This is a genomic window from Paenibacillus sp. FSL H7-0756, from assembly GCF_038006765.1.
Taxonomy (GTDB): Bacteria; Bacillota; Bacilli; order Paenibacillales; family Paenibacillaceae; genus Paenibacillus_AQ.
In genome coordinates this window covers 1707389-1729200 of sequence record NZ_JBBOVT010000001.1, presented here as the reverse complement: position 1 = coordinate 1729200, position 21812 = coordinate 1707389, and the positions used below count along the sequence as shown (strand labels likewise).

Below are 21812 nucleotides of genomic sequence, written 5' to 3'. Positions count from 1 at the left end.
ATCAAGCTCTGGCGCTTGTGTTGCAATAACCTTACGATCCCCGCTTTCCTTCTGGAATGACACTCAGTCTATTATATGCATCTCATACTGTTTTTGCAACGATGTGCCGAAGAAAACCTTTTTCATCCATTTCACACTTTTTCCAAACAGCCATGACCTCATTAATAATTCAGCCGGTGAACGAATCGGATTGATCCATCCACCGGCTACCGTTCCTGCTATTTCAGTGAGTGATTACACCAGCTCGCGCTGAACCACTTCAACAATCTGCCCTACAAAAAGATCCAGCTCCGCCTTATCCGGCCCTTCGGCCATTACACGGATCAGCGGCTCGGTTCCCGAAGGACGCACCAGGACACGCCCGTTGTCGCCCAGCTTGCTTTCCACTTCTATGATCGCGGCCTCAATGGCCGGATTGTTCGGATAATTGGTTTTGTCCTGCACACGCACATTGACCAGTACCTGCGGATATTTAGTCATCATGGACTTCAGTGTGCTTAGCTTTTTGCCGGAGGACTTCATGGTATTCACCAGTTGAATCGCAGTCAGAATTCCGTCACCCGTAGTATTATAGTCCAGGAAAATCACATGGCCGGATTGCTCCCCGCCCAGATTATAGCCGCCGCGGCGCATCTCTTCCATGACATAACGGTCGCCGACCGCGGTCTTCGCCGTATTCAGCGCCAGCTTCTCTGTTGCCTTGTAGAACCCGATGTTGCTCATTACTGTAGATACAATAGTGCCATCCTTCAGCTTCCCTGCACGGTTCATCGCATCCCCGCAAATGCAGAGAATGAAGTCGCCGTCCACCTCGTCGCCGTTCTCATCGATAGCAATCAGGCGGTCCGCATCCCCGTCAAAAGCAAGCCCCAGATCCGCACCATGGCGCAGCACCTCTGCACGCAGAGTCTCCGGGTGTGTGGAGCCGAAGCCGTCATTGATATTAAGCCCGTCCGGCTCTGCCCCAATGGCAATCACTTCCGCACCCAGTTCCTTGAACAGACGCGGTGCCAGCTCATAGGCTGAACCGTGTGCACAGTCGAGCACTACCTTCATCCCCTTGAAGGTCTGGTCGATGGTTGTCTTTAGATACTCCAGATAGAGATATTTCGCTTGATCATCTGCCCGCAGTGTGCCCAGACCAGCTCCCACCGGACGCGGCAGCTCATCCTGCTCGGCATCCATCAGCTCCTCAATGCGCAGCTCTGTTTCGTCTGTCAGCTTGAAGCCGTCTCCGCCGAAGAACTTAATTCCGTTATCTTCCACCGGATTATGTGAAGCAGAGATCATCACTCCGGCATCCGCCTGGAGCAGTCTTGTGATATAAGCAACAGCCGGGGTAGAGACTACACCCAGACGGATTACATCCGCCCCAATGGACAACAATCCGGCAATCAGTGCCGATTCCAGCATCGGACCGGAAATCCGTGTATCCATCCCGATGACCACCTTAGGCTTTTCCACATTTCCTGCCAGCACATACCCCCCGCACCGTCCAATACTGTAGGCCATTTCTGCTGTTAATTCACGGTTAGCCACCCCGCGTACGCCATCTGTTCCGAAATACTTACCCATCTTATTTTCTCCTTTGTGAATACGCTGCTTCAGCTTAATAAATTATAGTATGAATGATTCAATAATTCGTGTATGTCAGGTGCTCATATAGACTCGTACATGACCGGAAAATTACGTTCCGCCCGTACTGTTGGCATTATTCCCGCTTGCGGGCGGCGTCGGTTCAGCCTCCGGCGGAATATGTGTCGGCGTCGGGGTCTCCTCTATAATCTCGACTGTAGGCTCAGGGGTAGGCTCTACGAGCGTCTCATTCCCGGATGCAGGCTCAGCACTGGGCTCCGGGGTAGGCGACGAGGCAGGCGTGCTCTCAGGCGCAGCAGTAGCTGCCGGAGCAGCAGGCGCTACCAGCTCCACCTTCGCAACAAGCTGCGAGGCGGGATTCTGCAGGGTAATGAACCGGGGGAGCGACACCTGCAGCGTGACATCATGAATGCCAGCCGCAAGCCCCCCGACATCTGCAACCACGCTGATACTATCCTGGGCCAGCTGATCCAGCAGCGTTGGCGCACCTGATATGGTCAGATCTATAGAGGTGCTTCCAGGGTCCAGCATACGGGCGGTCAGCCCGCTGCTGACGCCCTCCAGCTTAATCGGTACAGCGGAGAGGGTCCGCTGGGTAATCTCCGCCGCAGAGACCGCTACGTTCATGGCCGCAGGCTCAATCTTGCCGGTGCCCTCCGGCGGCTTAAGCTCCAGCTTCATCTGCTCGGTTCCTGCATTCTTGATCGTGCTCAAATCCAGTACGGCCTCATAGGAGGATAGGGTCTTCAAGGTCTCGGCACTGCCGAATACCGTGACCATATCCTGTTCAGGTGTCACCCTTGACAGCACCAGCGAACCGGGCAGACTGCCGGTGAAGCTGATGTCGAGCGGCAAGGTTTTGGAGGGGAGGGTAACAGGCACTTCCACTGCTGCTGTAGAGGGTTCAATGACCGCATCCTCCAGCTCTTTCCCCTTACTGTCCAGAGCATAGAGCTTCACCCGCTTCTCGCTAAAAGTCTCATCCTGCCCCTCCAGCTCCACCTTCCCCTGTACCTTCGCTACCCGCCCAAGATCACTTGCCGGCAGGGTAACCTCTACAGATACCGGGTCAATTACAGGCTCCCCTACTTCATAGCCTGCTGCCGGCTCTCCCGTAATATTCAGCGAGACGGGAAAAGACTTGGTCGTCCGCGGCTCTATATGCACATTCACCTGATTCGGGACCATAGCTTCCAGGGTGACACCACTCGGAGTCGAATACATCAGCGGAAGCGTGTTATCGCCGGGCTTCACATCCTTCAGATCCAGCCATACCCGATAAGCATCGGAGAACTTATAGGTCAGATCTGACTTTTTGCCCATTACCTCCATCCTGACGCTATCCACATCCTTGGTCAGTACATACTTCTCACTGTCGAAGCCTTCAATCTCCACTTTAACATTCTCAATCGTCTTCGATTCGTTATTAACCGTAGTCTGGTAGGTTGGCGCTGTATCTACATGCACAATGGTCCACAGAATAATGGCGAGTGCAAGGGCAAGGATCTTGTTGAAGTTGTTGTTCTTCATCCATTTATCCATTGTCTTTATTCCCCCTCCGTTTCCAGAAAGCGGAACTCTTCTCCATCAGGGGCGAGCTGGTTGCACTCAGCTCTTGGTGCAGCTTCGAGATCAGGGACTCTTCCTTAATATCCCGGACAATTTGTCCATTAATTGCCAGTGAGATCTGCCCTGTCTCCTCGGAGACGACCACAGATACCGAGTCTGCCACCTCGCTGATGCCGATTGCGGCACGGTGCCGGGTTCCCAGCTCTTTGCTGATGAACGGATTCTCTGAGAGCGGCAGATAACAGGCGGCCGCCGCGATCTGGCTTCCCTGCATAATCAGCGCACCGTCATGCAGCGGCGTATTGGGTATGAAAATATTAATCAGCAACTCCGAGCTGACTTGTGAGCGCATGGCGATCCCGGATTCCGTATATTCATTGAGCCCCGTCGCCCGTTCGAATACGATCAAGGCCCCTATTTTGCGGACAGCCAAATAATTCAGGGCTTTAATCACTTCACCGATTAATTTGCTAATCTCTTCATCGCTCTCCGCATTCCGCCCGAAGAACTTGCCCCGGCCCAGCTGTTCCAGCCCCCGCCGCAGCTCCGGCTGAAAAATAATAAAGACCGCAAATACCCCAAACGTAAACATCTGGTTCATCAGCCATTTCAGCGTGAACAAGTCGAGAAGCGTACTGCCGCCCCAGATCACGACCAGCACCAGAATCCCTTTGAGCAGCTGAACCGCCCGCGTCCCGCGCACCATATTGAGCACTTTATAGATAATGTAGCTGACAATTAGAATATCGATTATATCTTTAATGGATTCTTTCCATGTAAGGTCGGTAAAGTAGCTCATGACCGAAAACCCCCGTCATTTCAAATTAGCTGGGTTTATGTAAATTGTCTGTTAAGTTTGAATCTTATTCTAGGTTATAACGTTCCGCCTCCGGTTGCAAGTTTCGCGGCTGATAAATTGATGAACCTGTACTTTCAGGCAACAAAAAAGCGCCATCTTTCCGGAAAAAGAGGCGCAAATGAGTTATCTGCTACAAGCGACCAACATTAGCTATCGGTAGGCAACTTCAGAGAACATGTTCGTCACTTTATACCAGATCCAGCTTACTGCTTGGTCTATACTTTTGACTTGCCCGGAGATATGGGCGGTTGAAGCCTGATACAGAGAACCGTCGATCACCGTTACGTTCCCGTTGACTTCCCCGTAGACTTGAGTCTTACCGTTCTCCACCGTCAGATCACCGGAGATAATTTTGCCGGAGGGTACAATCACCGTATTCCCCTTGATCACAACCTGGTCGAGGTCTGCCCCTCTAACCACAAGCTGCCGATCCTGATTCCAAAAGGTTACGGAGCTCATCAGCATCACAAGAATGAACATGGACGCCGCCGTCAGAGCCGGATGTCTCTTGATCCAGGTGATGAAGGCTCTTTCCTTCTTGGGTTTCGGTAATGAATCCATAATCCGGCTAACCATATCCTCCGAGGCCACAGGTGCCTGGTGCATCAGGGAAAACATCAGCATATCGGTCTGTTCCAGTTCTTTGAACCTCGCACGGCACTCCGTACAGGATAAAAGATGCTCCTTCAATTCCCTCTGCTGCAGGTCGGGCAAGTCGTCATCCAGGTAGTCGTGCATCATAGAGACGGCCAGTTTGCATTCCATAGGAGCCAATCCTTTCATACGTGCTAATTTAGTGCATAAGACTTGCTTAACTTACATACGTCCCTGCCCTGCAGGAGTTTCATAAAAAATAATCTATTTTTACAATTTGGGTCCTAACTTCTTGCGCAAAAACTCACGCCCCCGGTGCACCCGGGTCTTGATCGTCGTTACGGGCATATCCAGCACATCGCCGATCTCCTGAAGCGACAAATCCTGCAGATACCGCAGAATCATGACCGACCTGTATTTCACGGGCAGGCTGTCGATGGCTTCATAGATGAGTCTCTGTGTCTCCGAGAGGAGCAGTTCCGTCTCCGGGGTCACATTATCGCTCGGAATCATGGAATACCCGTCAATCCCCTCCTGGTCGTTCATCTCGGCATCCAGGGAATAGGTCGGGCGCCGCTTGCGCAGCCGGTCAATGCAGAGGTTCGTGCCAATCCGGTAGATCCATGTTGAGAACTTCTGCTTATCATCATACCTGTCCAAATTTCTGTAGACACGCAAAAAAGTCTCCTGAACAATATCCTCCGCCTCATGGCGGTTATTCAGCATACGGTAAGCCAAATGATAAATTTTGTCTTTATATAAATCCACAAGCTCAGCAAATGCCCTTTGGTCACCCTTCAGGGCGAGCTTTGTCAGTCTGCCTTCCAGATTCTCCACCTGTTAACTCCCCCAGACTTGCCGCCCTTGGACTGTCAGCTCTTCGAAGACCACGGTACAAGCAATTAAATCGTAAATCATGTTTCTTCAAAAATCAAGGTTTGTATTGTTACCTTCTATATATATTGTGCCGGGAAAAGCCTGCTGCCGGGTTGCTGGCGGCTGATTAGTCGGGGGCTGCGCAGAACATTTGGACTTCCGGTCGCTGTTATTGGCAGATTTCCTGATTGGAACCGCAGGCTGCGGTCGAAATCTGCCAATAAAGGCGAACGCTATCGCTCCTACAGTTCCAAATTTCCGCTTCGCCCCCTCCATCAGCCTGGGTTCCCCTACTACCGCTTTTCTTGTTGCCCAAAGTATATCTCAGGCAACAATGGGGTGGGGCATGGGCTCGACCGGGTCTTTGACTCCCGACCTCCCTTGAACGACAAAAACCCCGTCCCTCCTCTAGGTAAGAGGCGAACGGGGTTGAAGAACAACGCCTTCAAAATCTTAAAGCGGCTTCGCCGACTTTTTAGATCAAGATCGTCAGAGCGAGTGCTCACAAAGCATCAGCCGGTATTCCGAAGACCGGCGGCAATACCATTGATCGTGAGCAGCACTTCACGCAGCAGCTCGGCGTCATCCCCCTCAGCATCACGCAGGGCGCGAAGCTCGGCGAGGAGCTGAACCTGCAGGTAGCTGAGCGGATCAACGTATGGATTACGCAAGCGGATCGATTCCTGAATGACCGGAACATTATCCAGAATATCCTGCTGTCCGGTAATCTTAAGAATCAGCTCGGACGTCAGCTTGAACTCGGCCTCAATCTGGCCGAAGATTCGCGCACGCGCCTCCTCGTTCTTGCCCATCCCGGCATATTCCTTGGCGATGACAAGATCCGCTTTCGCAATAGCCATCTGCAGGGTATCGATCAGGGTCGTGAAGAATGAGAAGTTGGCATACATATGCTGCATGATCTTCATATTCTCTTCCTTGCCCTCATAGAAGCTCTGCAGACCCGTTCCGGCGGCATACCATGCTGGAAGCAAATAACGGCTCTGCGTCCAAGCGAATACCCAAGGAATTGCACGCAGGTCCTCGAAGCGCTCGCTGTTCTTCCGCTTCGAAGGGCGTGAGCCGATATTCAGCTCTCCTACCTCCGGCAGCGGGGTTGACTCTTTGAAGTACGTAAGGAAATCCGGATCACGGAAGATCAGATCTTGATATTTGTTCAGGGACACCTCAGAGATGCGGGCAATAATCTCATCCCACTTGGCTTCATACAGATCCGTCTGCGGCGATCTGGCATGAATAGCCGCTGTAATGAGCGCTGATGTTGCCTGCTCCAGACTGCGGTATGCAATACCTTTCATTGAATACCGGGAGGAGATCACCTCTCCCTGCTCGGTAATCTTGATCCCGCCGCCGATGGTGGAAGCCGGCTGGGCCAGAATGCTCCGGTTGAGCGGCATACCGCCGCGTCCGAGGGCACCGCCGCGTCCATGGAAGAACTTCAGCTTAATGCCGAAATCATCGGCAGTCGCTGTGATCTCCTTCAAGGCAACACGCAGCTCCCAGTTCGCTGTAACTACACCGCCGTCTTTATTACTATCGGAATACCCCAGCATGATCTCCTGGAGATCGTTCATCGCTCTGACTGCATCGCGGTAGATCGGCATGCCCAGCAGCGTACGCATAATCTGCGGCGCATCATGAAGGTCGTCAATCGTCTCGAACAGCGGCACTGCCTGCAGAGTACAGACTACCGTACCGTCATTGTCTTTGCGGAACAAGCCGACTTCCTTGGAGAAGACCATTACCTCCAGAATATCACTTGCCGCTTCCGCCATACTAATCAGATAGCTTGTAATACACTGCTTGCCGTACTCCTCCTGTGCCTCATAGACCGCACGGTATACCGCCAGGCACTCCTCTGTCCCTTCACTGTAATTCTGGTAAGGGGAGGTCAGCGGACGCGGATCATTCAGCAGCTTCTCCAGCAGCACAATCTTCTCTTGCTCGGACAGCTTGGAGTAGTCCGGTGTAACATTCATCTTGGCCAGAATCTCGGTCATTGCATTCTCATGCTCCTGGCTGTGCTGGCGGACATCCAGCGTAGCGGTGTGGAAGCCGAACAGCTCCACCTGACGAATCAGCTTCTTAATGTAGGTATCTGCTACATAATCGGCATAGTGATGCCGCAGGCTGCGGTCAATCACGTTCAGATCTGCTATGAATTGCTCCGGGGACGAGTAGCGTTCCGGTGTTCCTTTTTTCTCATCGTCCAGCACATTCTGTGTCTTCGAGATCATATAGCTGAGTTTAATCCGGTAAGGCTCGTTATCATTACGCCAGGCATCGACCCGGTTGAGATTGATAATGTTCCGGTCCGCTTCAATGGATTCCACCAGCTCCGGCGTCACCTTCACAATGCTTGTACTAAAGCTGAGGTACTGCATCAGCTCGCGCATAATCCGCTGGTATTCACGAATAGCCAGCTTGCGCTGCAGACGTAGGGTCTGCAGGGTAACTGCTGCCTTCACCGACGGGTTGCCGTCGCGGTCTCCACCAATCCATGAACCGAAACGCAGATAGGTCGGCACATGCCAGTTCTGCCCCGGATAATATTTGCTCAGACAGCGTTCAAGCTCCTGATAGACATCCGGCAGCACTTCAAAAATCGTCTCATGGAAATAATACATCCCGTTACGCACTTCATCCAGCACCGTAGGCTTGCGGTCACGCAGTTCATCCGTCTGCCATAAGGTAATGACCTCATTCAGCAGCTTCTCACGGAGCTGTTCGCGTTCGCGGAAGGTCAGCGTCGGATTATCCAGCCCCATGACGTCATCGGAGATCCGTTTGTGGATATCGAGAATCGCACGGCGCATAGCTTCCGTAGGGTGAGCGGTCATCACCAGCTCCAGCGACATGCCCTTCATGATCTCATGAACCTCTTCATGCGAGAAATCCCGCTCGCGAAGCTCTTGAATAGCGCTCTCAATCGACCCCGGCTGTACCGTCTCCCCGGCAGAACGTTCGTAATCGCGTTTGCGGCGAATCCGGTGGTTCTGCTCGGCGATGTTCACCAGTTGAAAATAAATAGCGAAGGCACGGATCACCTGATGGCGATTCTCCGGGTCCAGCGAGCTGATCAGCTCTTTAAATTCATTGTGCAGTTCAGGCAAAAACAGTGAGCGCAGCGATTTGCTGGTCTCCCGGATCTTCTCCACGATATCCAGCAGTTCGTTGCCGCCTTGGTGTACCAAGACTTCGCCCAGTATGTTCCCCAGGAACCGTACGTCTCGCCGCAGCAGATTGTTGGAGTTGCTTTTGCTAACGGCAGTCGTAAGTTCGGTCATGCTGCTCCCCCCATCCTCTTCCGGATCAATGCTCTTAACATTGTCTATTTGAAAAGCTTTCCTCATATCATACAATAAAACCGCCCGGAAATCTTCAACTTTATTGCGCGGTAAAGCAGTGCAGTAATTTCGATTATACACTAACCCGGCTGTTTATGCAGTCAAAAATAATTATGTAATTCTTCCTATTAGATTATCTGTTATATATTTGTTTTATGTAGCGGTTATGTAAATTTATATAACGCCAGATGCTAAAAAACCGGCTCCAAGGAGCCGGTCATTTGTGTAACAGGTTACCTTTTATTTCATTGTATGGCCTGCACGGTTGTTGAATGCCAGTTCAAATAATCCGGTAGCCGATAATCCGGCCAATCCGCCTGCCCATAGACGCAAGGTCAACTCCAACTCTGTAAAAGGATACGCCGCCGCTCCGATCAGCAGCCCGATGCCAAGGCCAATAAACGGAATGCTGTTACGCGGCAGTGTGGTGTTATTTTTGATCAGCTGCACCAGGGCAAGAATAAATACGGCCAGGATAGAGGCAAAAGCCAACACATTATCCAGCAGTTCGCGGTTCATCATGAGATACCTCCCTTCTGCGGGATAGTGGTAATCTCAACCGTGTTGACGGCCGGGTGGTAAGCAATCTGAGCGCCCAGCGCTTCCGCAATCTTACGTGCAGGAACATAGGTGACCCCGCCATCCAGCCATCCGTCCGCAATCTTCTTGCCATTGACCTGTACTGCAACTTTCATCTGAGTCTTCACCGCTTGTTCCTCCTTGGGCTTCATCCGTTCAACCACCGCCTCCACGGCCGCAGCCGCAGGCTTCTTCCCCGTCCGCAGCTCCGCCAGGCTTAATCCGAAGCGCATTTGCAAATGCGGGTAATCCTTGAAGCTCGTCCAGTCGCCGCCCCATTCGAACCCGATGGCCTTAGCGTGCTGCACCACCTCCATCCAATCCCGAGTGCCGTTCTGGTTGCCGTCCCTGCTCATATCCCAGGAGACGCTGGAACCATTCGGAAGCAACAGCGCAAAATCCACCGCCAGCCCATAATTGTGATAACTGTACCCGCCGCGCGCATTCGTAACGACTGCACCCGGCTTGGTTCGCCCCTGGGCATAGAGCGCATCCTGTTCGGCCATCGTCCGCAGGCCTTGCGTAATCAGGATGGGAATACCCGAGACATAACTGCGTTCAATCAGTACGGTCGCGGCGGCAAGGACGGCGGGATGAAGCCCGGACAGCCGGGCAGCGGATTTATTCAGAACCTGCGCCAGCGTCAGCATGCGAATCCCCTCCGTCCCTGATTTCAGAGAGGACCACGAACAGATCCCGGCGTCTGGTGTACATGAGCAAGGTCAGGATCACCAGCCCTATGGTGGTTCCTGTCTGGGCAATGGCCCAGGCATCCGATTGCAGCGAGCTTCGTACAGCATCCGTGCCGGGATCGTAACTGAATCTGATCCAGAAGGCCACGGCCATTTTAACGGTATACGCCCCAAGGAAAAAGAACGCTGCCAGCATAAACAGACTGACTACGCGCACCCGGAATCTCCGCCGGAAATACAAAAAAAGCGCAGCCATCAGCAGCAGCGCACAGATAAAGGATATGGAATAGGCCAATAACAACACAATATCAATGCTGCTCATCTTCTGCCCCCCGATCATAGATTAGGAACTCGGCGAACCCGTTGTTCCTGATTTCTTCCTGAATGTCTTTGGATACATTCTTGTACCTGCGGATAGAGAGCGATACTCTATGTCCTGCCAGTGCAAGCTTCCGCTCTCTGTCCCGGTGCAGGGGCGATAGCCGCCTGATCCATTCACTCAGCACGTTATCCCCCCCTGTCTTCTTCATTCGTACTCCCCGTATGGCCGCCTGCGGAATGGTCTATTTTCAATCGCTGCAATACTTCCAGCGTGGGTGCCATGAAGTCTGACCGCTCTTTGTCGAGGATATTCTGCAGCCGGTCCCGGTCTTCCTCGGCACGCTCCAGCAGTTCACGCGGCACCAGATTCCCCTTCACAATTGACCGCAAAAGCACAAGCATAATCATGAGCAGAATCAGAGCGATGATATAAGCCAGTCCATACTTATCCGCAAGCGGCAGCAGCTTCTCCAGATTCGCAACATCGTTGCTGTCCATTGCTTCACTCCCTTCTGTGTGGTTATTAAAATAATTATATAAGACGCACTTAAGCTTTAAACTTGAAGCTTCGTCGTCACTGCGGTGAACATTTGGACTTCCGGCCGCTGCCCGTCCCCAGATTTCATGATTTTGAACCGCTGTTCGCGGGTGAAATCCGCGTGCTTCTTATATAGCCCCCGGACGGGTCCGAGGGCAAAATAAAAACGCCCTGAGCGGCGCCTGTGGCAATCTACTCTTCAGTTACAAGGAACGTAAGTCCGTTCTCCACCAGAATCTGCTTGACCGCAGGCTTCAGCGTAGAGGGGACCTCGCTATACTTCGTCTTCCCCAGCGTAACGCGTTGTGCAAAAAATAAGGCCATTGCTCTCACCACCTTTCTATAATAGAGGTAATGCGCAGGTTAGACCCACTGAACGATTACGTGTAGACTTGCGTGGCCATCTCCGCAATGAGATCCTCAATGAAATCCGCCCGTTCGCTGAGCGCGTTATTCTGCGCCTTTAGCCACAGATTCTCTTGCTGCAACTGCTCCAGCTCTGTCAGTACCGGCGGCTTGTTGGCCTCAGCCTCCTGGTACGCTTCCCACGCTGCCTGCAATTCAGCCTCTGTCGGCTGTGGCGCGTCCAGATTCCAGACGGCGATATGCGGCCCGCGTTCTACGAGATCATAATCCTCGCCTTCGGTCAGCAGATTGTAGTCGATGCCGTGGCGGTAGTGGACGCCTTCTACAGGTTGTTCTCCGATTTCTGGCGGCTTGATCTCGTAGCGTACACGACCTTTGACTTCGGCTCCCGGCCGCAGGACGGGTTCCGGGCCGTTGTCCTGGACGATAAAATCCTTCATGGAATCAGCGTCCGGGTACAGATACATGATTGCTAGTGATATATTCATTCAATTTCCTCCTTTATGAAACTCTAGTAATTTCAAAACAACCGTCCCATCCTGTTGATAAGGAATTTTCCGTTGATGATCTAACATATATCTCTAAATAATCTCCCGCAGACAGCTCTATACATGCCGATCCTTTTAATGCGTAACTAAATCCCGAAGGAATAAAACAATATTCCATTCTACGATACATAGATCCATTCGCATATAAGTTCATTTCTCCTACGGAACCCCCAGTCAAAAGTACAGCAGATGCATTTATTTGATAAACTCCCCTTTGTTTCGCAACGAAACGACTCATACTTGTATCATATTCGTTGAGGTGATCAAGGTTTTCGCTAGGGTATTGCGCTTTTGTCCAAGTATTTGCTGTCAAAATTTGATTACTGCCTCCTGCGGTGGCTCGACTAAACGATCTACTAGCTGTTGTATTATCTCCCCATGGGTTAATAACTCCGTTGCCCTCAACATGAATTGTTCCACCATACGATGTGCTATACATAGAGGTGGCTGTTAGCGTAGATGATTGAATTGCTATCACACCGCCATACGCTGCGGAGAGCCCATTCGTACACCCCGTGCCATATAAGGATTGCACCAGTACTTCTGCGTTTACGTGTGCGTAGATACCCCACAGTCGGTTACTCACTTGACATTCGTTTATATATACCTTAGAACATTCTATGAAAAATCCATATGTCGTTGCAGATGATATCACAACACAGCGATATAACAATATATTTGAACTTCCGGCAATAGAAAAACCCGCCCCCGTAGTCTTTGAAGTATTTAAACCTATCACTTCTACACGGCACAAGCAATCAATCACACCGACATATTGAACAGTTCTAGAGGTGCTTAACATCGAATCGCCGTTTAGTTGGATAACTCCGCGACCTGAAAAACCAGTTATCACGACTTCTTCTGCATACGTCCCTGCTGCCACATTAACAATAACAGTATGATTAACAATTTGCGGTATTGAATTTATAGCTTTTTGTACAGTTTTAAACGCTCCGGCTGCCGTATTAGCAATACCGGAATTACTATCACTTCCATCAATTCGGACGAAGTAAGTAACGGCTGCCGTAGTCTGCTGCGGCGTTGTAACAAGATTCGCCTTGCCATTCCAGGCCGTCTTCTCCGCATCTGTCACGAAGCGGTTGGACGCGTCCTGCGTAATGATCGATGGCGAGTGCGTGGAAGGATGCACATAATTATTAGCCCCCTGTGCTACGCTATCCAGCTTCGACTTATCCGCTGCGGCCATCAGCCCAGCCACTGAGTTAGTGGCAGTTGCCGTAGATGCCTTACCATTCCACGCCGTCCGCTCAGCCGCCGTAATATGCTTCACTGTATCGGCGGCGTGATCCTGCACGGCTTTGACGGCGGTGTCCAGAATATCCATATTGCCGTTCAGGTCGGTGATATCTACTATGTCTGTACCGTCCGGCTTTTTCAGCCCCAGATTACCCGTTGTCTTCATCGCTCACACTCCTATTCATATACTCTTAGTTCGTTCCAGGTCTTGCTGTGCGCACCGTTCCAGGTGAGGGACTTCAAGGAATCCCACCAGGTGTAGCTGTACACGAAGCTATAGTCCAGATGGGCCGGCTTAATCTCTTCCATGATCTGAATCAGCCCCGCCATATTGGCCGGGATGCCCAGTGTGCCGACGAAGCGCACCTCGAAGCTGTACGCTCCGGGCACCTCCACCACCTCCACATCTCCGCCGGAAAAAGCAGACGCCGTCCGCCGGATCATCTCCGGTGTCGTTGTGCCGCTGCCCCGTAGCTTGGCCTTGATCATCTCCCGCCGGGTGGCGTAGGACTTGTTCGGATCTGAGGCCAGTCCCAGCATCCGCTCCCAGCGGGACAGCCCCCAGGTGGCCGACTCCAGCGTCTTCTGCCCATCGCTGTCAGCCATGGCATAAGCCAATTCACCGCAGGCTATACCTGCGCTGGCCTGGACAGCCTCCATCTCAGGCACGCCCTGATAATAATCGGGCAGATACTTCATCAGATCAGGAGCGCTAATCTCCGGCCCTTCTCCCGCTACACCCTCTGCCGAAAACGTCACAAGGCCATATATACTGTCTCCATAAGCCATAGCTACACCCCCTTCAGCTGGTTCCAGGTCAGCGGACCTTTGGGCAGATAATCATGGGTATGTGCAGCCGCCGGATAGACAGAAGGCTTGCCGTCTACACCTGACCAGGGAACTGTATCCGCAGCCTGTGCATAATCGACCTTGCCGTTGTTATTGGTATCGTAGATGCTTTTCAGCATATCGCCTGTGCTTTGCCCTGCCGCCAGCAGCATATTGCTGCTGCCGCTGCCGATGAACAGCTTGCCGCTATCCGTGCAATAGCCCAGCTCGCCTGCGGCCAGCGTACCCAGCGCACTTTCCAGGCCGCGGCGGATTTGAATCAATGTCTTCAGTGCCATGCTTACCGCCCCCTAGAATGTTCCGCCATCGATACTGCCCACCGTCAGCCGGTTGCCTGCGTCATATACAATGCTGCTGCCATCCACATTTGCCGCAACACCGGACGCATCTACGGTAATCCCTTTGCCTGCGGTTACCGCAATCGCATCTGCGCTTACCGTAACCCCATAGCCCGCTCCGATATTCAGCGTTACCGCATCCGCCTGTCCGCCGCCGGTAAGGCCGCTGCCAGCCGTAATGGTCTGTAGCGCCCCACCGGTCCGCACCCAGGCGCTCCCGTTCCAGCTGTAGATTTTCTGCTCATCATCCACGTAGGCGGTCCAGCCAACAGCCGGAACATAATAAGACCAGCTACCTGCGGCATACTCCGCAATCTGATTGGTTTTACCCGCCCAGGCTCCAGTCGCTCCAGCCGGGATAATATACCGGTCTGCCTCCACGGGACTACCCGGCGGAGCCGTCAGGTTCTGATCCTTTACCGAAGCCTGCGGCTCGATATTATGCTTGGCCAGCTCGATTTCGTTTTTGATTTTTTGTGCGGACCACAGATCTGTCATCGCCGAGCCGCCATCGTTGATCACCCTGTGCTTCGAGGCATCGTTGATATGTGCTGCAATCTCTGCTGCCGTCTTCGTATTCGTGCCGTCCGACACTTTATTGGGATGCCCTGCTGTAAGATCTGCCCTCAGCACCTTGGCATACGTGGAACCGTCTGCAACATCGTCCACCGTTCCGGCCAGATCGGTTAATCTCTGCGCATTCACCCGGCGCCAGGCGGCCCCGTCATCGAAATACAGATATCCGTTATTACTCCCGCTGCTCACAACATACAGCCGCCCCACCGAGGCCGCCGCAGGTCGCGAAGCTTCGGGACCGGACAAGGCCCGGCCCACCATGGAGTTAGACGAACCGTCTCCGATATAGATCTCCTTCGTGTCTGTACAGAAGCCCATCTCTCCTGCTCTAAGCGCGCCGTAAGTGATCAGCTCCGCCCGCGTACCGCGTTTGACTTGAATGGTTTGTGCCATTTCACACCTCTCTTCTAAAAGATCCGCCGTCAATCTGCCCGGCCTGTTTGTAACGTTCCAGCTCACGCTGCGTGGCGGTCAGTCCTATCTGTAACTGATTCACATCATCCGCTTCCACGGTGTCCCCAGGTGTCTCGTAAGTCACATACACCTCAGGGACATCGGAATAGATGCTGATAAGCCGCTGCCAAGGGGCCTCATCCGGGAAAGAGACCGAGTAATTCCGCACCTCTGTCCCGCTGAAGCGTGAGCCTGTGTACACGGCCAGCGTCTGATTGTTAATATTGTCGTGGGCCAGCAGTCCGCTGAATGCACCACCTGTAAGCCGAAGCTTCTCCTCTACAACATGACTGCCGCCGTTTGCCTTTTTGTTCAGCTTATCCTGAAAGACATCGATCTGCTCCGGATATCCCATGCCTACACCTCCAGTACGACATTGCCGAACAGCGGCACTTCTGTCTCCAGCAGAGGGATATTTGCCGTTCCGCCGTTCAGCTTAAGTAAGCTATAGTCCACTACGCCCTCCGTATTCAGCAGCAATGCGCCAATGACCGATTGGCTGATATAGGTAGCGGCAAAAGCCTTCTCCTTACGATACTTCTCCAGGAGCGCGGTAAAAGCTTGAATAACCGGCTGCAGCGCATACCCCCCCGCCAACGTGACCTTCGCGGTCACGCTAATCGTGCGGCCCGTGGCCGATTCCACCGTCACCACCGCCCCCACCGGAGCCTGGCCCTCGCCAAGACCCGGCGCAGGATCGATGAACTGCTGCACCTGGGAGACCAGCAGCGGGGAGGCGGGCTGATGCTCCGCATTCACAATGACTACCTTGACCGTCTTCGGTCCGGCCCACAGCGGGAAGACCCGCGCTCCCCCTACGCCTTGAATCTGCTGCGCCCACTCCATATAATGATATTTATTGCCGCTCGTTGCAGGCCGCCGGGCCGAATCGAAGTACCGCTGACGCAATGCTTCATCCGTCTCCGCATCCGTGCCGGGAACCAGCAGGCCCGTAATCTCCCCCCGGGCCAGTCCCGGGATATAATCAATCGGCAGCAGCGCGCCCGTATACTGATTCCCCTCCGCCCCGGCAGTCTCGCTCTCCAGGCGGTACGTCCCCGGAGCCAGCTTCTCCGCCGCACTATAATGAAGCAGTCCCAGGGAGAAGCGGCTGCCCAGCGGAATATCCAGAGGCTGTTCACCGCTGGCATAGAACCTCGCGCCAAGCTGCGCTTTGCCTGCCGGATGACGCTTCAGTCCCGTCCAGGCAATGGTTCGTTCCAGATATTCGCCGTCCGCCGTATCCGGGAAGAACAGATTATTGCTGACCTCAAGCTCAAGATACATCTGGGCCATTTCAGCCGCTGCCGGCGCAAGCGCATCATAGATAATACTTCCCTCGCGCTTATCCAGCCCCTCTGGAACCCGATCCAGCATACGTTCCAGCAGAGCCTCGTACGTCTGATCCTCATACACTGGCCATCTCCTCCTTTCTAAGCTCCAAATCACCGTATACTGTGACAGCCGTACAGCTGAAGCTAACCGTATCTCCTTCAAAAAGAATCTCCACATCCTCAAGCGCCTGAATCCGCTCATCCTGGAGCAGCGCATCGCTGATCAGGCGGCGCAGCTCCGGCCGGGCCAGCAGCCTGTCCTGACCCAGCACCAGCTTCCACTCCGTTCCGTAGTCCGCGCTATAGATCAGGTGCTCATAACGGTTGGTCTGCAGCACCTTGATCGCTGCCTGCTTCACCGCTTCCAGCCCGTCTACCCGCCCGCCGATCCGACCGCGCTCCCAGTCCATCCGGTACGTCAGGCTCGGAGCATTCCCAGGAGCGGTCACATTCCCTTCCAGCGCTCCCGTCACCGGACCCGATCTGCCTATCGCCGGAATCATAGGTCCACCAGCCGATCGAGGACAATATAGCTCTGTCCGCCTTGCATCCGCACGAGCAGCACGCGGTCTCCCGCTTCAAGTCCACGGCGGAGCAGGATCTCCCGGCCTTCGATCACAGCCTTGCTCTCCATCACGGATTCAACCACAACCAGTGCGGCTCCCGTCAGCAGCAGCCGCTGCTCCACCTGAATCTGCAGCGGCTGTGCCAGAACCACCGTTCCATAAGAAAAAGCCACCGGATTCGTATTGGATACGGCCCCGAGGCTTGCCTGTTTAATAATATCGAGCATGTTGTCTACACCACCTTAATGTCTAGGGACATCGTATGCTCCCCTCCGGAAATTTTATGGCTGCATTGATCTACCAGGAACAGCTGTGTCTGGAATTCATCCAGCAGCACATAAATGAAGTTCCCTGCCCTCACCCGTATATCGCCAATAGCCTGCACGGAGAGACTGACCTTCTCGCGGTTATGCTGCTTCAGCAGATTGTCTGCTTTCTCCTGGATCTGCGCGGCATTCGCATTATCGTCCGCCTTCTGGTAGAGATGCAGGATACCCCAGCGCTTTACATTTTCTTTATCTGTGACCGGATAGAACTCGCGTTTGCCGGTCTTTTCGTTGTCCTGGTAGAGCAGAATCGTATTGTACGTATTATCGTCGATACTTCTTTTCAGCGAATAATCATACAGATAATGGCCTGCCCCCAGAATCACCTTAAGCAGCATGGACTGCGGGCTGCGCAGCGTCAGCTTGCCAAAATCATCATAGAACGCCATCAGCTGGCCCTTATACTGCAGCTCACTGCCGACCGCACCCATAATAATATCGAGCAGCTTCTTGCCGTCTTCGATCAGCGAGGGGATCTTGTACTCCGCCGGTTCCAGTAATCCAAGCCGCAAGCCGCGGTCTTTGGCAATGGTACTGATGACCTCAGCCGCAGTAACATCCTGAAGTACATAACTGCCATTGCCCAGCAGATAGCGGATCTGATCGTACGCCGTCAGCTTGATCTCCTGATTTGCACCCGTGTCAATGCTGAAGACGAAGCCGTAGAATACATCGACTCCGTCTCTGCGGAACTGCACTATATCCCCGTTGCTGATCGCGAATTTCTTATGCTGATATATACCGCTGTCCACCAGCGTAAGCTCAAGCGTCGCAGGCTTGCCGGTCCGGGTGGTTTTCCACGTGATATCCGTAACGATTCCGGCAATATTCCAGATGGCGCCTTCCTTATTAATTATGATTAATTCCATCGCCATGGCCTCCTAAGACAGCTTGATCACTCGGCCAATTTTGAGCTTCTTCAGTTCGCTGTCCGAGATATTGTTCAGCTTTTGCAGCGTTTTGAATTTACTGCCGTCACCGAGCAGCTTTTGGGCCACCGACCAGAGCGTATCCCCGGCTTTGAGCGTATAGGTAGCAGGCACTGCCTTCTCGCTTGCCCGTTTCTGCTGCTTCTTCACTTCACCGGTGCTGCCAACCTTCACGGCTAACGCCTGATAGAACACATACTTTTTGAGTCCAAGTGTATAATCGATATCCCCCGAGGACCCCGCACTGAGCTTCCAGGAGAAGTTCTCAATACTGACCGCCATATTAATGCCAATATCCCCGGTAAAAGTCTGCTGCGCCTGCGCCCTGGCCTGCCTCAGCCAATCAGGGGTTTGCGTATTCTGCACGTTCGCCGATTTCAGCCCTGAGAAAACAAACCGGACCGGCCTGCGGCTGAGCATCCATTTGCGGATCAGCTCTACATACTCGTAGGGTTTCAGCAGCTTACCGGCATTCTCCCCGGAGTACACCACAAACGGATAATACTGTGCCGGAAACATGCTCTCAATCGTAATCTCCGTCAGCTTGGGATAAGCGATAGCATTGATTTCACCGAAATCCACGATCGTATAGCTTTTGCCATCGCTGTTCTCCTTGATCTCCAGCGTCTCAGGGTTCACCGGAAGCCGGATCACCTCTTCATAATTATTGAAGCTAAGATAGAATCCATACTCCTCCATGTTACGTGTACACCCCCTGCGCCGTAGAGACGAACTCCTCTTTCAGCTTTTGCCCAATCTTCGTGATGATGGAGTCAATATCGCCCGAATTATTAATATTTCCGGTTGTTACCTGCACCGTTGGAGTCAGCTCGACAAAATTCTGAATCGACTGAATCTCCGCCAGCTCCCGCAGCATATCCAGATCATCACTGGAGATATCGACCTTTTCATTGATCTTGCCTACCTCGCCTACCTTGTTGACGTTGTTCAGGCTGCCGTTTTGGTTGGCGAAAGCGTTAGTTGAACCTCCCGGGATATTCTTAAGAGACTTAGGGTTAGTTAACTCCTTGACTTTATCCTCCGTTTCTTTTCCCTTATCCATAAATTTATTCGTAGCATTCATTCCTGTTTGGTTACCCTTATCATAAGCCGCACTGATATCCTTATAATCTTTCTGCTTGGACATTTCAAAGACAACTTTGTCTGCCGGTTTATACACTTCAAGGCCTTGGCGGTATTTAGCAATAATATTACTGGCACCATGAGGAGTCTCGGGTTCCTCTACATCAATTTTGACCTTGCTGATCCCTAATGTGTCGAAGAATGGAATGCTGCTCAGCATATCAACCAGCGAGTTGAATTTGTCGAGCACCCACTGGATAGCCTTAGCCATTATCTTCATGAATCCTCCGGCGAATCCTTCTGCGCCTACAGCAATACTATACATAACATCCAGTGCACCAGCGGCAAGACCATAAAAGAATCCCTGCACTTTATTGACAGCCCAATTAAATATATAAACTAACCCATCGCCAGCCAAAGTGAAAAAATTCTGGATACCAATCGCTATATTCTGCACAACTGCAGCCAGATAGTAGAACGATCCCACAATAAACCCGACAACCTCACCCGCAGAGACGCCAAGGTGCTGCAGAATCATTAATAAGACTGCTATCACAGCAATGACGATTAAGATAGGCCAGTTCGCCACCAGCCAGGCGGCAGCAAGCATATAGACCTGAACGATCATAGCTGCCAGGAAGACAACGGCAATCGCTTCAAGGATAGGCTTAATAAACGACCAGTTATCCTGAACCACCTGGGCCAGCCATAACAGCCCGTCAACGACCATTGAGATCACATTTGCTATGAAAAGAAACCCGTTAGCCATCGCATCAATAAGCGGCGCTAACTGTCCCGAAGTTAACGCTGTGTTAATCGTATCCATTACCGGCCGCAGAGCGCCCAGTGCCTTAGCACCAATCTGTCCGAGCGCATTGTCAATATTCTCGTTCATCACGTTCCATTTCTCAATATCCTCAGGCTGTGCTGCTTCCTTCACGGCCTTCTCCCCGAACGACTTAATCGCGTTAAACGGCGTTACCACATCAGCCGTTTTGAGGAATTTCATGATCTTGGAATCGCCGCCCGGTGCAGGTGGGACTGGTGGAGGTACCGGCGGCGGCACCGGGTCTTTCTTCAAATTGATCTTCGGCTTCGGCAGGACCTCGGGTACTGGCGGTTTAACATCCTCTTTTTTCACCTCAGGCTTTTTTTCTTCATTTTTCTTTTTTTCTTTAAGCCCTTTCCACCAGTTTACCTTTTTAGCCTCTTCCTCTTTCTTAGGCTCCTCTACAGTAGGCGTGGCGTTAAGCATCCGGACCCCCAACTGCTGGGATTGCGCAGCCCTTTGACTTTGCTGCATCACAATTGTTCTGGACACATCCACTTTGACAGGCAGCCGTTTAAATCCTTCCAACAGCGTATCATTAATCTGTTGCAAGGATTGAATCATCCGATCCTCCGAGCGGATGATTTGTTCACTGGAACGTCTCACAGCCGCCTGAAAACCCTTTACCGACCGGTTAACCATGTCGAGATTATTATTCATCCGCAGGCTTTGTTTGTGGACGGCTTTCCAGATCGTAACCGACCTGCGCGAGATAATGACTGCTTTCGAGCTATCGATTTCCATTCTTTCACCCCCTTCATCGCTTCTTCCCCTTGCTCCGCGCGCGCTCCCGCTTCTCCTTGTCCACGCGGACGGAGATCATGGCATAGATCGCCGCGCGTTCGCGGACGGAGAGCTTCATCAGCTCATGCGGGAGAATATGCAGCTCATGGAGGGCGTAGTAAGCCAGATTCGCCTCACCATCGCCCTCGTTGATTAGTTTTTTACGTCATCTACCAGCTCGTTCATATCGGTGGCGAAGCCGTTCAGGGCCTGTACCCGTTCCCCAAGCGCAGCGAATTCCCCGGGCAGCAGCATTTTGCGCAGCAGTGATTCGGCACCCATTACCCCGTAGGAGCGTTGAAGCTCCGTATTCTTCAGATCCGGATGCACAATGCTTGCCGTCATCAGCTTCGCCATATATTCATTGGGATCAATATCCGTAGTGTAGGTTCCGTTCTTTCCTTTGACCTTGCGGGTAGCCGCCTTGCGGCATTCCTGGTTCTCTTCCTCATTCATACTGCGCAGCTTCCAGACAGCAGGGTTACCTTCCTTGTCCTTGAACCGCAGCGAGACCGCGAATTCCTCTGTTGTATCACAAGCCGCATTTTGCGCAAAAAACAAACTTAATTCACTCATGTTGTTCCTC

At 52.6% G+C, this 21812-nt stretch carries 25 protein-coding genes; all 25 read right to left on the bottom strand.

Annotation, left to right across the window (positions count from 1 at the left end):
* Window positions 1–234 precede the first annotated feature (234 nt).
* The 25 genes from glmM to NST04_RS07720 all read right to left on the bottom strand — a co-directional run bounded on the left by glmM (window position 235) and on the right by NST04_RS07720 (window position 21802).
* A complete protein-coding gene (glmM, locus tag NST04_RS07840; RefSeq protein WP_341183788.1) occupies window positions 235–1575 on the bottom strand; it encodes a phosphoglucosamine mutase in 1341 nt (446 codons plus the stop codon).
* 111 nt (window positions 1576–1686) lie between these two features.
* The gene (locus NST04_RS07835) at window positions 1687–3138 is read right to left on the bottom strand and encodes a CdaR family protein (protein WP_341183787.1); all 1452 of its coding nucleotides are present in this window, start codon (window positions 3136–3138) and stop codon (window positions 1687–1689) included.
* The gene (gene cdaA / locus NST04_RS07830) at window positions 3131–3964 is read right to left on the bottom strand and encodes a diadenylate cyclase CdaA (RefSeq protein ID WP_341183786.1); all 834 of its coding nucleotides are present in this window, start codon (window positions 3962–3964) and stop codon (window positions 3131–3133) included. The genes NST04_RS07835 and cdaA overlap by 8 nt, the downstream gene beginning before the upstream one ends.
* A 210-nt stretch (window positions 3965–4174) precedes the next feature.
* Entirely contained in the window at window positions 4175–4789 is a 615-nt protein-coding gene (locus NST04_RS07825; protein WP_036696243.1) for an anti-sigma factor family protein, read from the bottom strand.
* Between the two features lie 99 nt (window positions 4790–4888).
* On the bottom strand, window positions 4889–5455 hold the full coding sequence (gene sigW, locus NST04_RS07820) for an RNA polymerase sigma factor SigW (RefSeq protein WP_341183785.1): 567 nt from the start codon (window positions 5453–5455) through the stop codon (window positions 4889–4891).
* A gap of 551 nt (window positions 5456–6006) precedes the next feature.
* Entirely contained in the window at window positions 6007–8799 is a 2793-nt protein-coding gene (gene ppc, locus NST04_RS07815) for a phosphoenolpyruvate carboxylase (RefSeq protein ID WP_341183784.1), read from the bottom strand.
* Between the two features lie 300 nt (window positions 8800–9099).
* Window positions 9100–9378, bottom strand: coding sequence for a holin (locus NST04_RS07810; protein ID WP_341185204.1), 279 nt, complete (start codon window positions 9376–9378; stop codon window positions 9100–9102).
* The gene (locus NST04_RS07805; RefSeq protein WP_341183783.1) at window positions 9378–10088 is read right to left on the bottom strand and encodes a M15 family metallopeptidase; all 711 of its coding nucleotides are present in this window, start codon (window positions 10086–10088) and stop codon (window positions 9378–9380) included. The genes NST04_RS07810 and NST04_RS07805 overlap by 1 nt, the downstream gene beginning before the upstream one ends.
* On the bottom strand, window positions 10060–10452 hold the full coding sequence (locus NST04_RS07800) for a hypothetical protein (protein WP_341183782.1): 393 nt from the start codon (window positions 10450–10452) through the stop codon (window positions 10060–10062). Before NST04_RS07800 ends, NST04_RS07805 begins: the two co-directional genes overlap by 29 nt.
* Complete coding sequence (locus tag NST04_RS07795) at window positions 10439–10660, bottom strand: hypothetical protein (protein ID WP_341183781.1); 222 nt, start codon at window positions 10658–10660, stop codon at window positions 10439–10441. Before NST04_RS07795 ends, NST04_RS07800 begins: the two co-directional genes overlap by 14 nt.
* Entirely contained in the window at window positions 10638–10949 is a 312-nt protein-coding gene (locus NST04_RS07790; protein ID WP_341183780.1) for a hypothetical protein, read from the bottom strand. The genes NST04_RS07795 and NST04_RS07790 overlap by 23 nt, the downstream gene beginning before the upstream one ends.
* Window positions 10950–11181: 232 nt before the next feature.
* Window positions 11182–11313 (bottom strand): hypothetical protein, encoded by a 132-nt coding sequence (locus NST04_RS07785; RefSeq protein ID WP_339220485.1) that lies wholly within the window; start codon window positions 11311–11313, stop codon window positions 11182–11184.
* 56 nt (window positions 11314–11369) lie between these two features.
* Entirely contained in the window at window positions 11370–11843 is a 474-nt protein-coding gene (locus tag NST04_RS07780; RefSeq protein ID WP_341183779.1) for an XkdW family protein, read from the bottom strand.
* A 13-nt stretch (window positions 11844–11856) separates the two neighbouring features.
* Window positions 11857–13326 carry a hypothetical protein gene (locus tag NST04_RS07775; RefSeq protein ID WP_341183778.1) on the bottom strand — a complete coding sequence of 490 codons (1470 nt, stop codon included), beginning with the start codon at window positions 13324–13326 and terminating at the stop codon, window positions 11857–11859.
* A gap of 11 nt (window positions 13327–13337) precedes the next feature.
* The gene (locus NST04_RS07770) at window positions 13338–13949 is read right to left on the bottom strand and encodes a YmfQ family protein (RefSeq protein ID WP_341183777.1); all 612 of its coding nucleotides are present in this window, start codon (window positions 13947–13949) and stop codon (window positions 13338–13340) included.
* A gap of 2 nt (window positions 13950–13951) precedes the next feature.
* The gene (locus NST04_RS07765; RefSeq protein WP_341183776.1) at window positions 13952–14287 is read right to left on the bottom strand and encodes a hyaluronate lyase N-terminal domain-containing protein; all 336 of its coding nucleotides are present in this window, start codon (window positions 14285–14287) and stop codon (window positions 13952–13954) included.
* A gap of 12 nt (window positions 14288–14299) precedes the next feature.
* The gene (locus NST04_RS07760; RefSeq protein ID WP_341183775.1) at window positions 14300–15316 is read right to left on the bottom strand and encodes a DUF2793 domain-containing protein; all 1017 of its coding nucleotides are present in this window, start codon (window positions 15314–15316) and stop codon (window positions 14300–14302) included.
* Between the two features lies 1 nt (window position 15317).
* Window positions 15318–15731, bottom strand: a complete 414-nt coding sequence (locus NST04_RS07755) for a phosphoglucomutase (protein ID WP_341183774.1) — start codon at window positions 15729–15731, stop codon at window positions 15318–15320.
* A 2-nt stretch (window positions 15732–15733) separates the two neighbouring features.
* Window positions 15734–16792 (bottom strand): baseplate J/gp47 family protein, encoded by a 1059-nt coding sequence (locus NST04_RS07750; RefSeq protein ID WP_341183773.1) that lies wholly within the window; start codon window positions 16790–16792, stop codon window positions 15734–15736.
* Window positions 16785–17213: a DUF2634 domain-containing protein gene (locus tag NST04_RS07745; RefSeq protein ID WP_341183772.1), complete on the bottom strand. Its 429-nt coding sequence runs from the start codon at window positions 17211–17213 to the stop codon at window positions 16785–16787. The genes NST04_RS07750 and NST04_RS07745 overlap by 8 nt, the downstream gene beginning before the upstream one ends.
* On the bottom strand, window positions 17210–17503 hold the full coding sequence (locus NST04_RS07740) for a DUF2577 domain-containing protein (RefSeq protein ID WP_036696221.1): 294 nt from the start codon (window positions 17501–17503) through the stop codon (window positions 17210–17212). The genes NST04_RS07745 and NST04_RS07740 overlap by 4 nt, the downstream gene beginning before the upstream one ends.
* Before the next feature lie 5 nt (window positions 17504–17508).
* On the bottom strand, window positions 17509–18471 hold the full coding sequence (locus tag NST04_RS07735; protein ID WP_341183771.1) for an XkdQ/YqbQ family protein: 963 nt from the start codon (window positions 18469–18471) through the stop codon (window positions 17509–17511).
* A gap of 12 nt (window positions 18472–18483) precedes the next feature.
* Complete coding sequence (locus tag NST04_RS07730; protein ID WP_341183770.1) at window positions 18484–19230, bottom strand: LysM peptidoglycan-binding domain-containing protein; 747 nt, start codon at window positions 19228–19230, stop codon at window positions 18484–18486.
* A 1-nt stretch (window position 19231) separates the two neighbouring features.
* Window positions 19232–21187, bottom strand: a complete 1956-nt coding sequence (locus NST04_RS07725) for a hypothetical protein (protein WP_341183769.1) — start codon at window positions 21185–21187, stop codon at window positions 19232–19234.
* A 192-nt stretch (window positions 21188–21379) separates the two neighbouring features.
* Window positions 21380–21802, bottom strand: a complete 423-nt coding sequence (locus NST04_RS07720; protein ID WP_036696211.1) for a phage tail assembly chaperone — start codon at window positions 21800–21802, stop codon at window positions 21380–21382.
* Window positions 21803–21812: the final 10 nt, after the last annotated feature.

Excerpts from the sequence above, each read along its gene's own strand:
- NST04_RS07730 (WP_341183770.1), bottom strand. The coding sequence starts at position 19,230 with ATGGAGGAGTATGGATTCTATCTTAGCTTCAATAATTATGAAGAGGTG.
- NST04_RS07775 (WP_341183778.1), bottom strand. The coding sequence starts at position 13,326 with ATGAAGACAACGGGTAATCTGGGGCTGAAAAAGCCGGACGGTACAGAC.
- NST04_RS07795 (WP_341183781.1), bottom strand. The coding sequence starts at position 10,660 with ATGAAGAAGACAGGGGGGGATAACGTGCTGAGTGAATGGATCAGGCGG.
- ppc (WP_341183784.1), bottom strand. The coding sequence starts at position 8,799 with ATGACCGAACTTACGACTGCCGTTAGCAAAAGCAACTCCAACAATCTG.
- NST04_RS07745 (WP_341183772.1), bottom strand. The coding sequence starts at position 17,213 with ATGATTCCGGCGATAGGCAGATCGGGTCCGGTGACGGGAGCGCTGGAA.
- NST04_RS07725 (WP_341183769.1), bottom strand. The coding sequence starts at position 21,187 with ATGGAAATCGATAGCTCGAAAGCAGTCATTATCTCGCGCAGGTCGGTT.
- NST04_RS07805 (WP_341183783.1), bottom strand. The coding sequence starts at position 10,088 with ATGCTGACGCTGGCGCAGGTTCTGAATAAATCCGCTGCCCGGCTGTCC.
- NST04_RS07800 (WP_341183782.1), bottom strand. The coding sequence starts at position 10,452 with ATGAGCAGCATTGATATTGTGTTGTTATTGGCCTATTCCATATCCTTT.
- NST04_RS07810 (WP_341185204.1), bottom strand. The coding sequence starts at position 9,378 with ATGAACCGCGAACTGCTGGATAATGTGTTGGCTTTTGCCTCTATCCTG.
- NST04_RS07760 (WP_341183775.1), bottom strand. The coding sequence starts at position 15,316 with ATGGCACAAACCATTCAAGTCAAACGCGGTACGCGGGCGGAGCTGATC.
- NST04_RS07770 (WP_341183777.1), bottom strand. The coding sequence starts at position 13,949 with ATGGCTTATGGAGACAGTATATATGGCCTTGTGACGTTTTCGGCAGAG.
- glmM (WP_341183788.1), bottom strand. The coding sequence starts at position 1,575 with ATGGGTAAGTATTTCGGAACAGATGGCGTACGCGGGGTGGCTAACCGT.
- NST04_RS07790 (WP_341183780.1), bottom strand. The coding sequence starts at position 10,949 with ATGGACAGCAACGATGTTGCGAATCTGGAGAAGCTGCTGCCGCTTGCG.
- NST04_RS07765 (WP_341183776.1), bottom strand. The coding sequence starts at position 14,287 with ATGGCACTGAAGACATTGATTCAAATCCGCCGCGGCCTGGAAAGTGCG.
- NST04_RS07780 (WP_341183779.1), bottom strand. The coding sequence starts at position 11,843 with ATGAATATATCACTAGCAATCATGTATCTGTACCCGGACGCTGATTCC.
- NST04_RS07720 (WP_036696211.1), bottom strand. The coding sequence starts at position 21,802 with ATGAGTGAATTAAGTTTGTTTTTTGCGCAAAATGCGGCTTGTGATACA.
- NST04_RS07825 (WP_036696243.1), bottom strand. The coding sequence starts at position 4,789 with ATGGAATGCAAACTGGCCGTCTCTATGATGCACGACTACCTGGATGAC.
- NST04_RS07740 (WP_036696221.1), bottom strand. The coding sequence starts at position 17,503 with ATGCTCGATATTATTAAACAGGCAAGCCTCGGGGCCGTATCCAATACG.
- NST04_RS07735 (WP_341183771.1), bottom strand. The coding sequence starts at position 18,471 with ATGGAATTAATCATAATTAATAAGGAAGGCGCCATCTGGAATATTGCC.
- NST04_RS07785 (WP_339220485.1), bottom strand. The coding sequence starts at position 11,313 with ATGGCCTTATTTTTTGCACAACGCGTTACGCTGGGGAAGACGAAGTAT.
- cdaA (WP_341183786.1), bottom strand. The coding sequence starts at position 3,964 with ATGAGCTACTTTACCGACCTTACATGGAAAGAATCCATTAAAGATATA.
- NST04_RS07835 (WP_341183787.1), bottom strand. The coding sequence starts at position 3,138 with ATGGATAAATGGATGAAGAACAACAACTTCAACAAGATCCTTGCCCTT.
- NST04_RS07755 (WP_341183774.1), bottom strand. The coding sequence starts at position 15,731 with ATGGGATATCCGGAGCAGATCGATGTCTTTCAGGATAAGCTGAACAAA.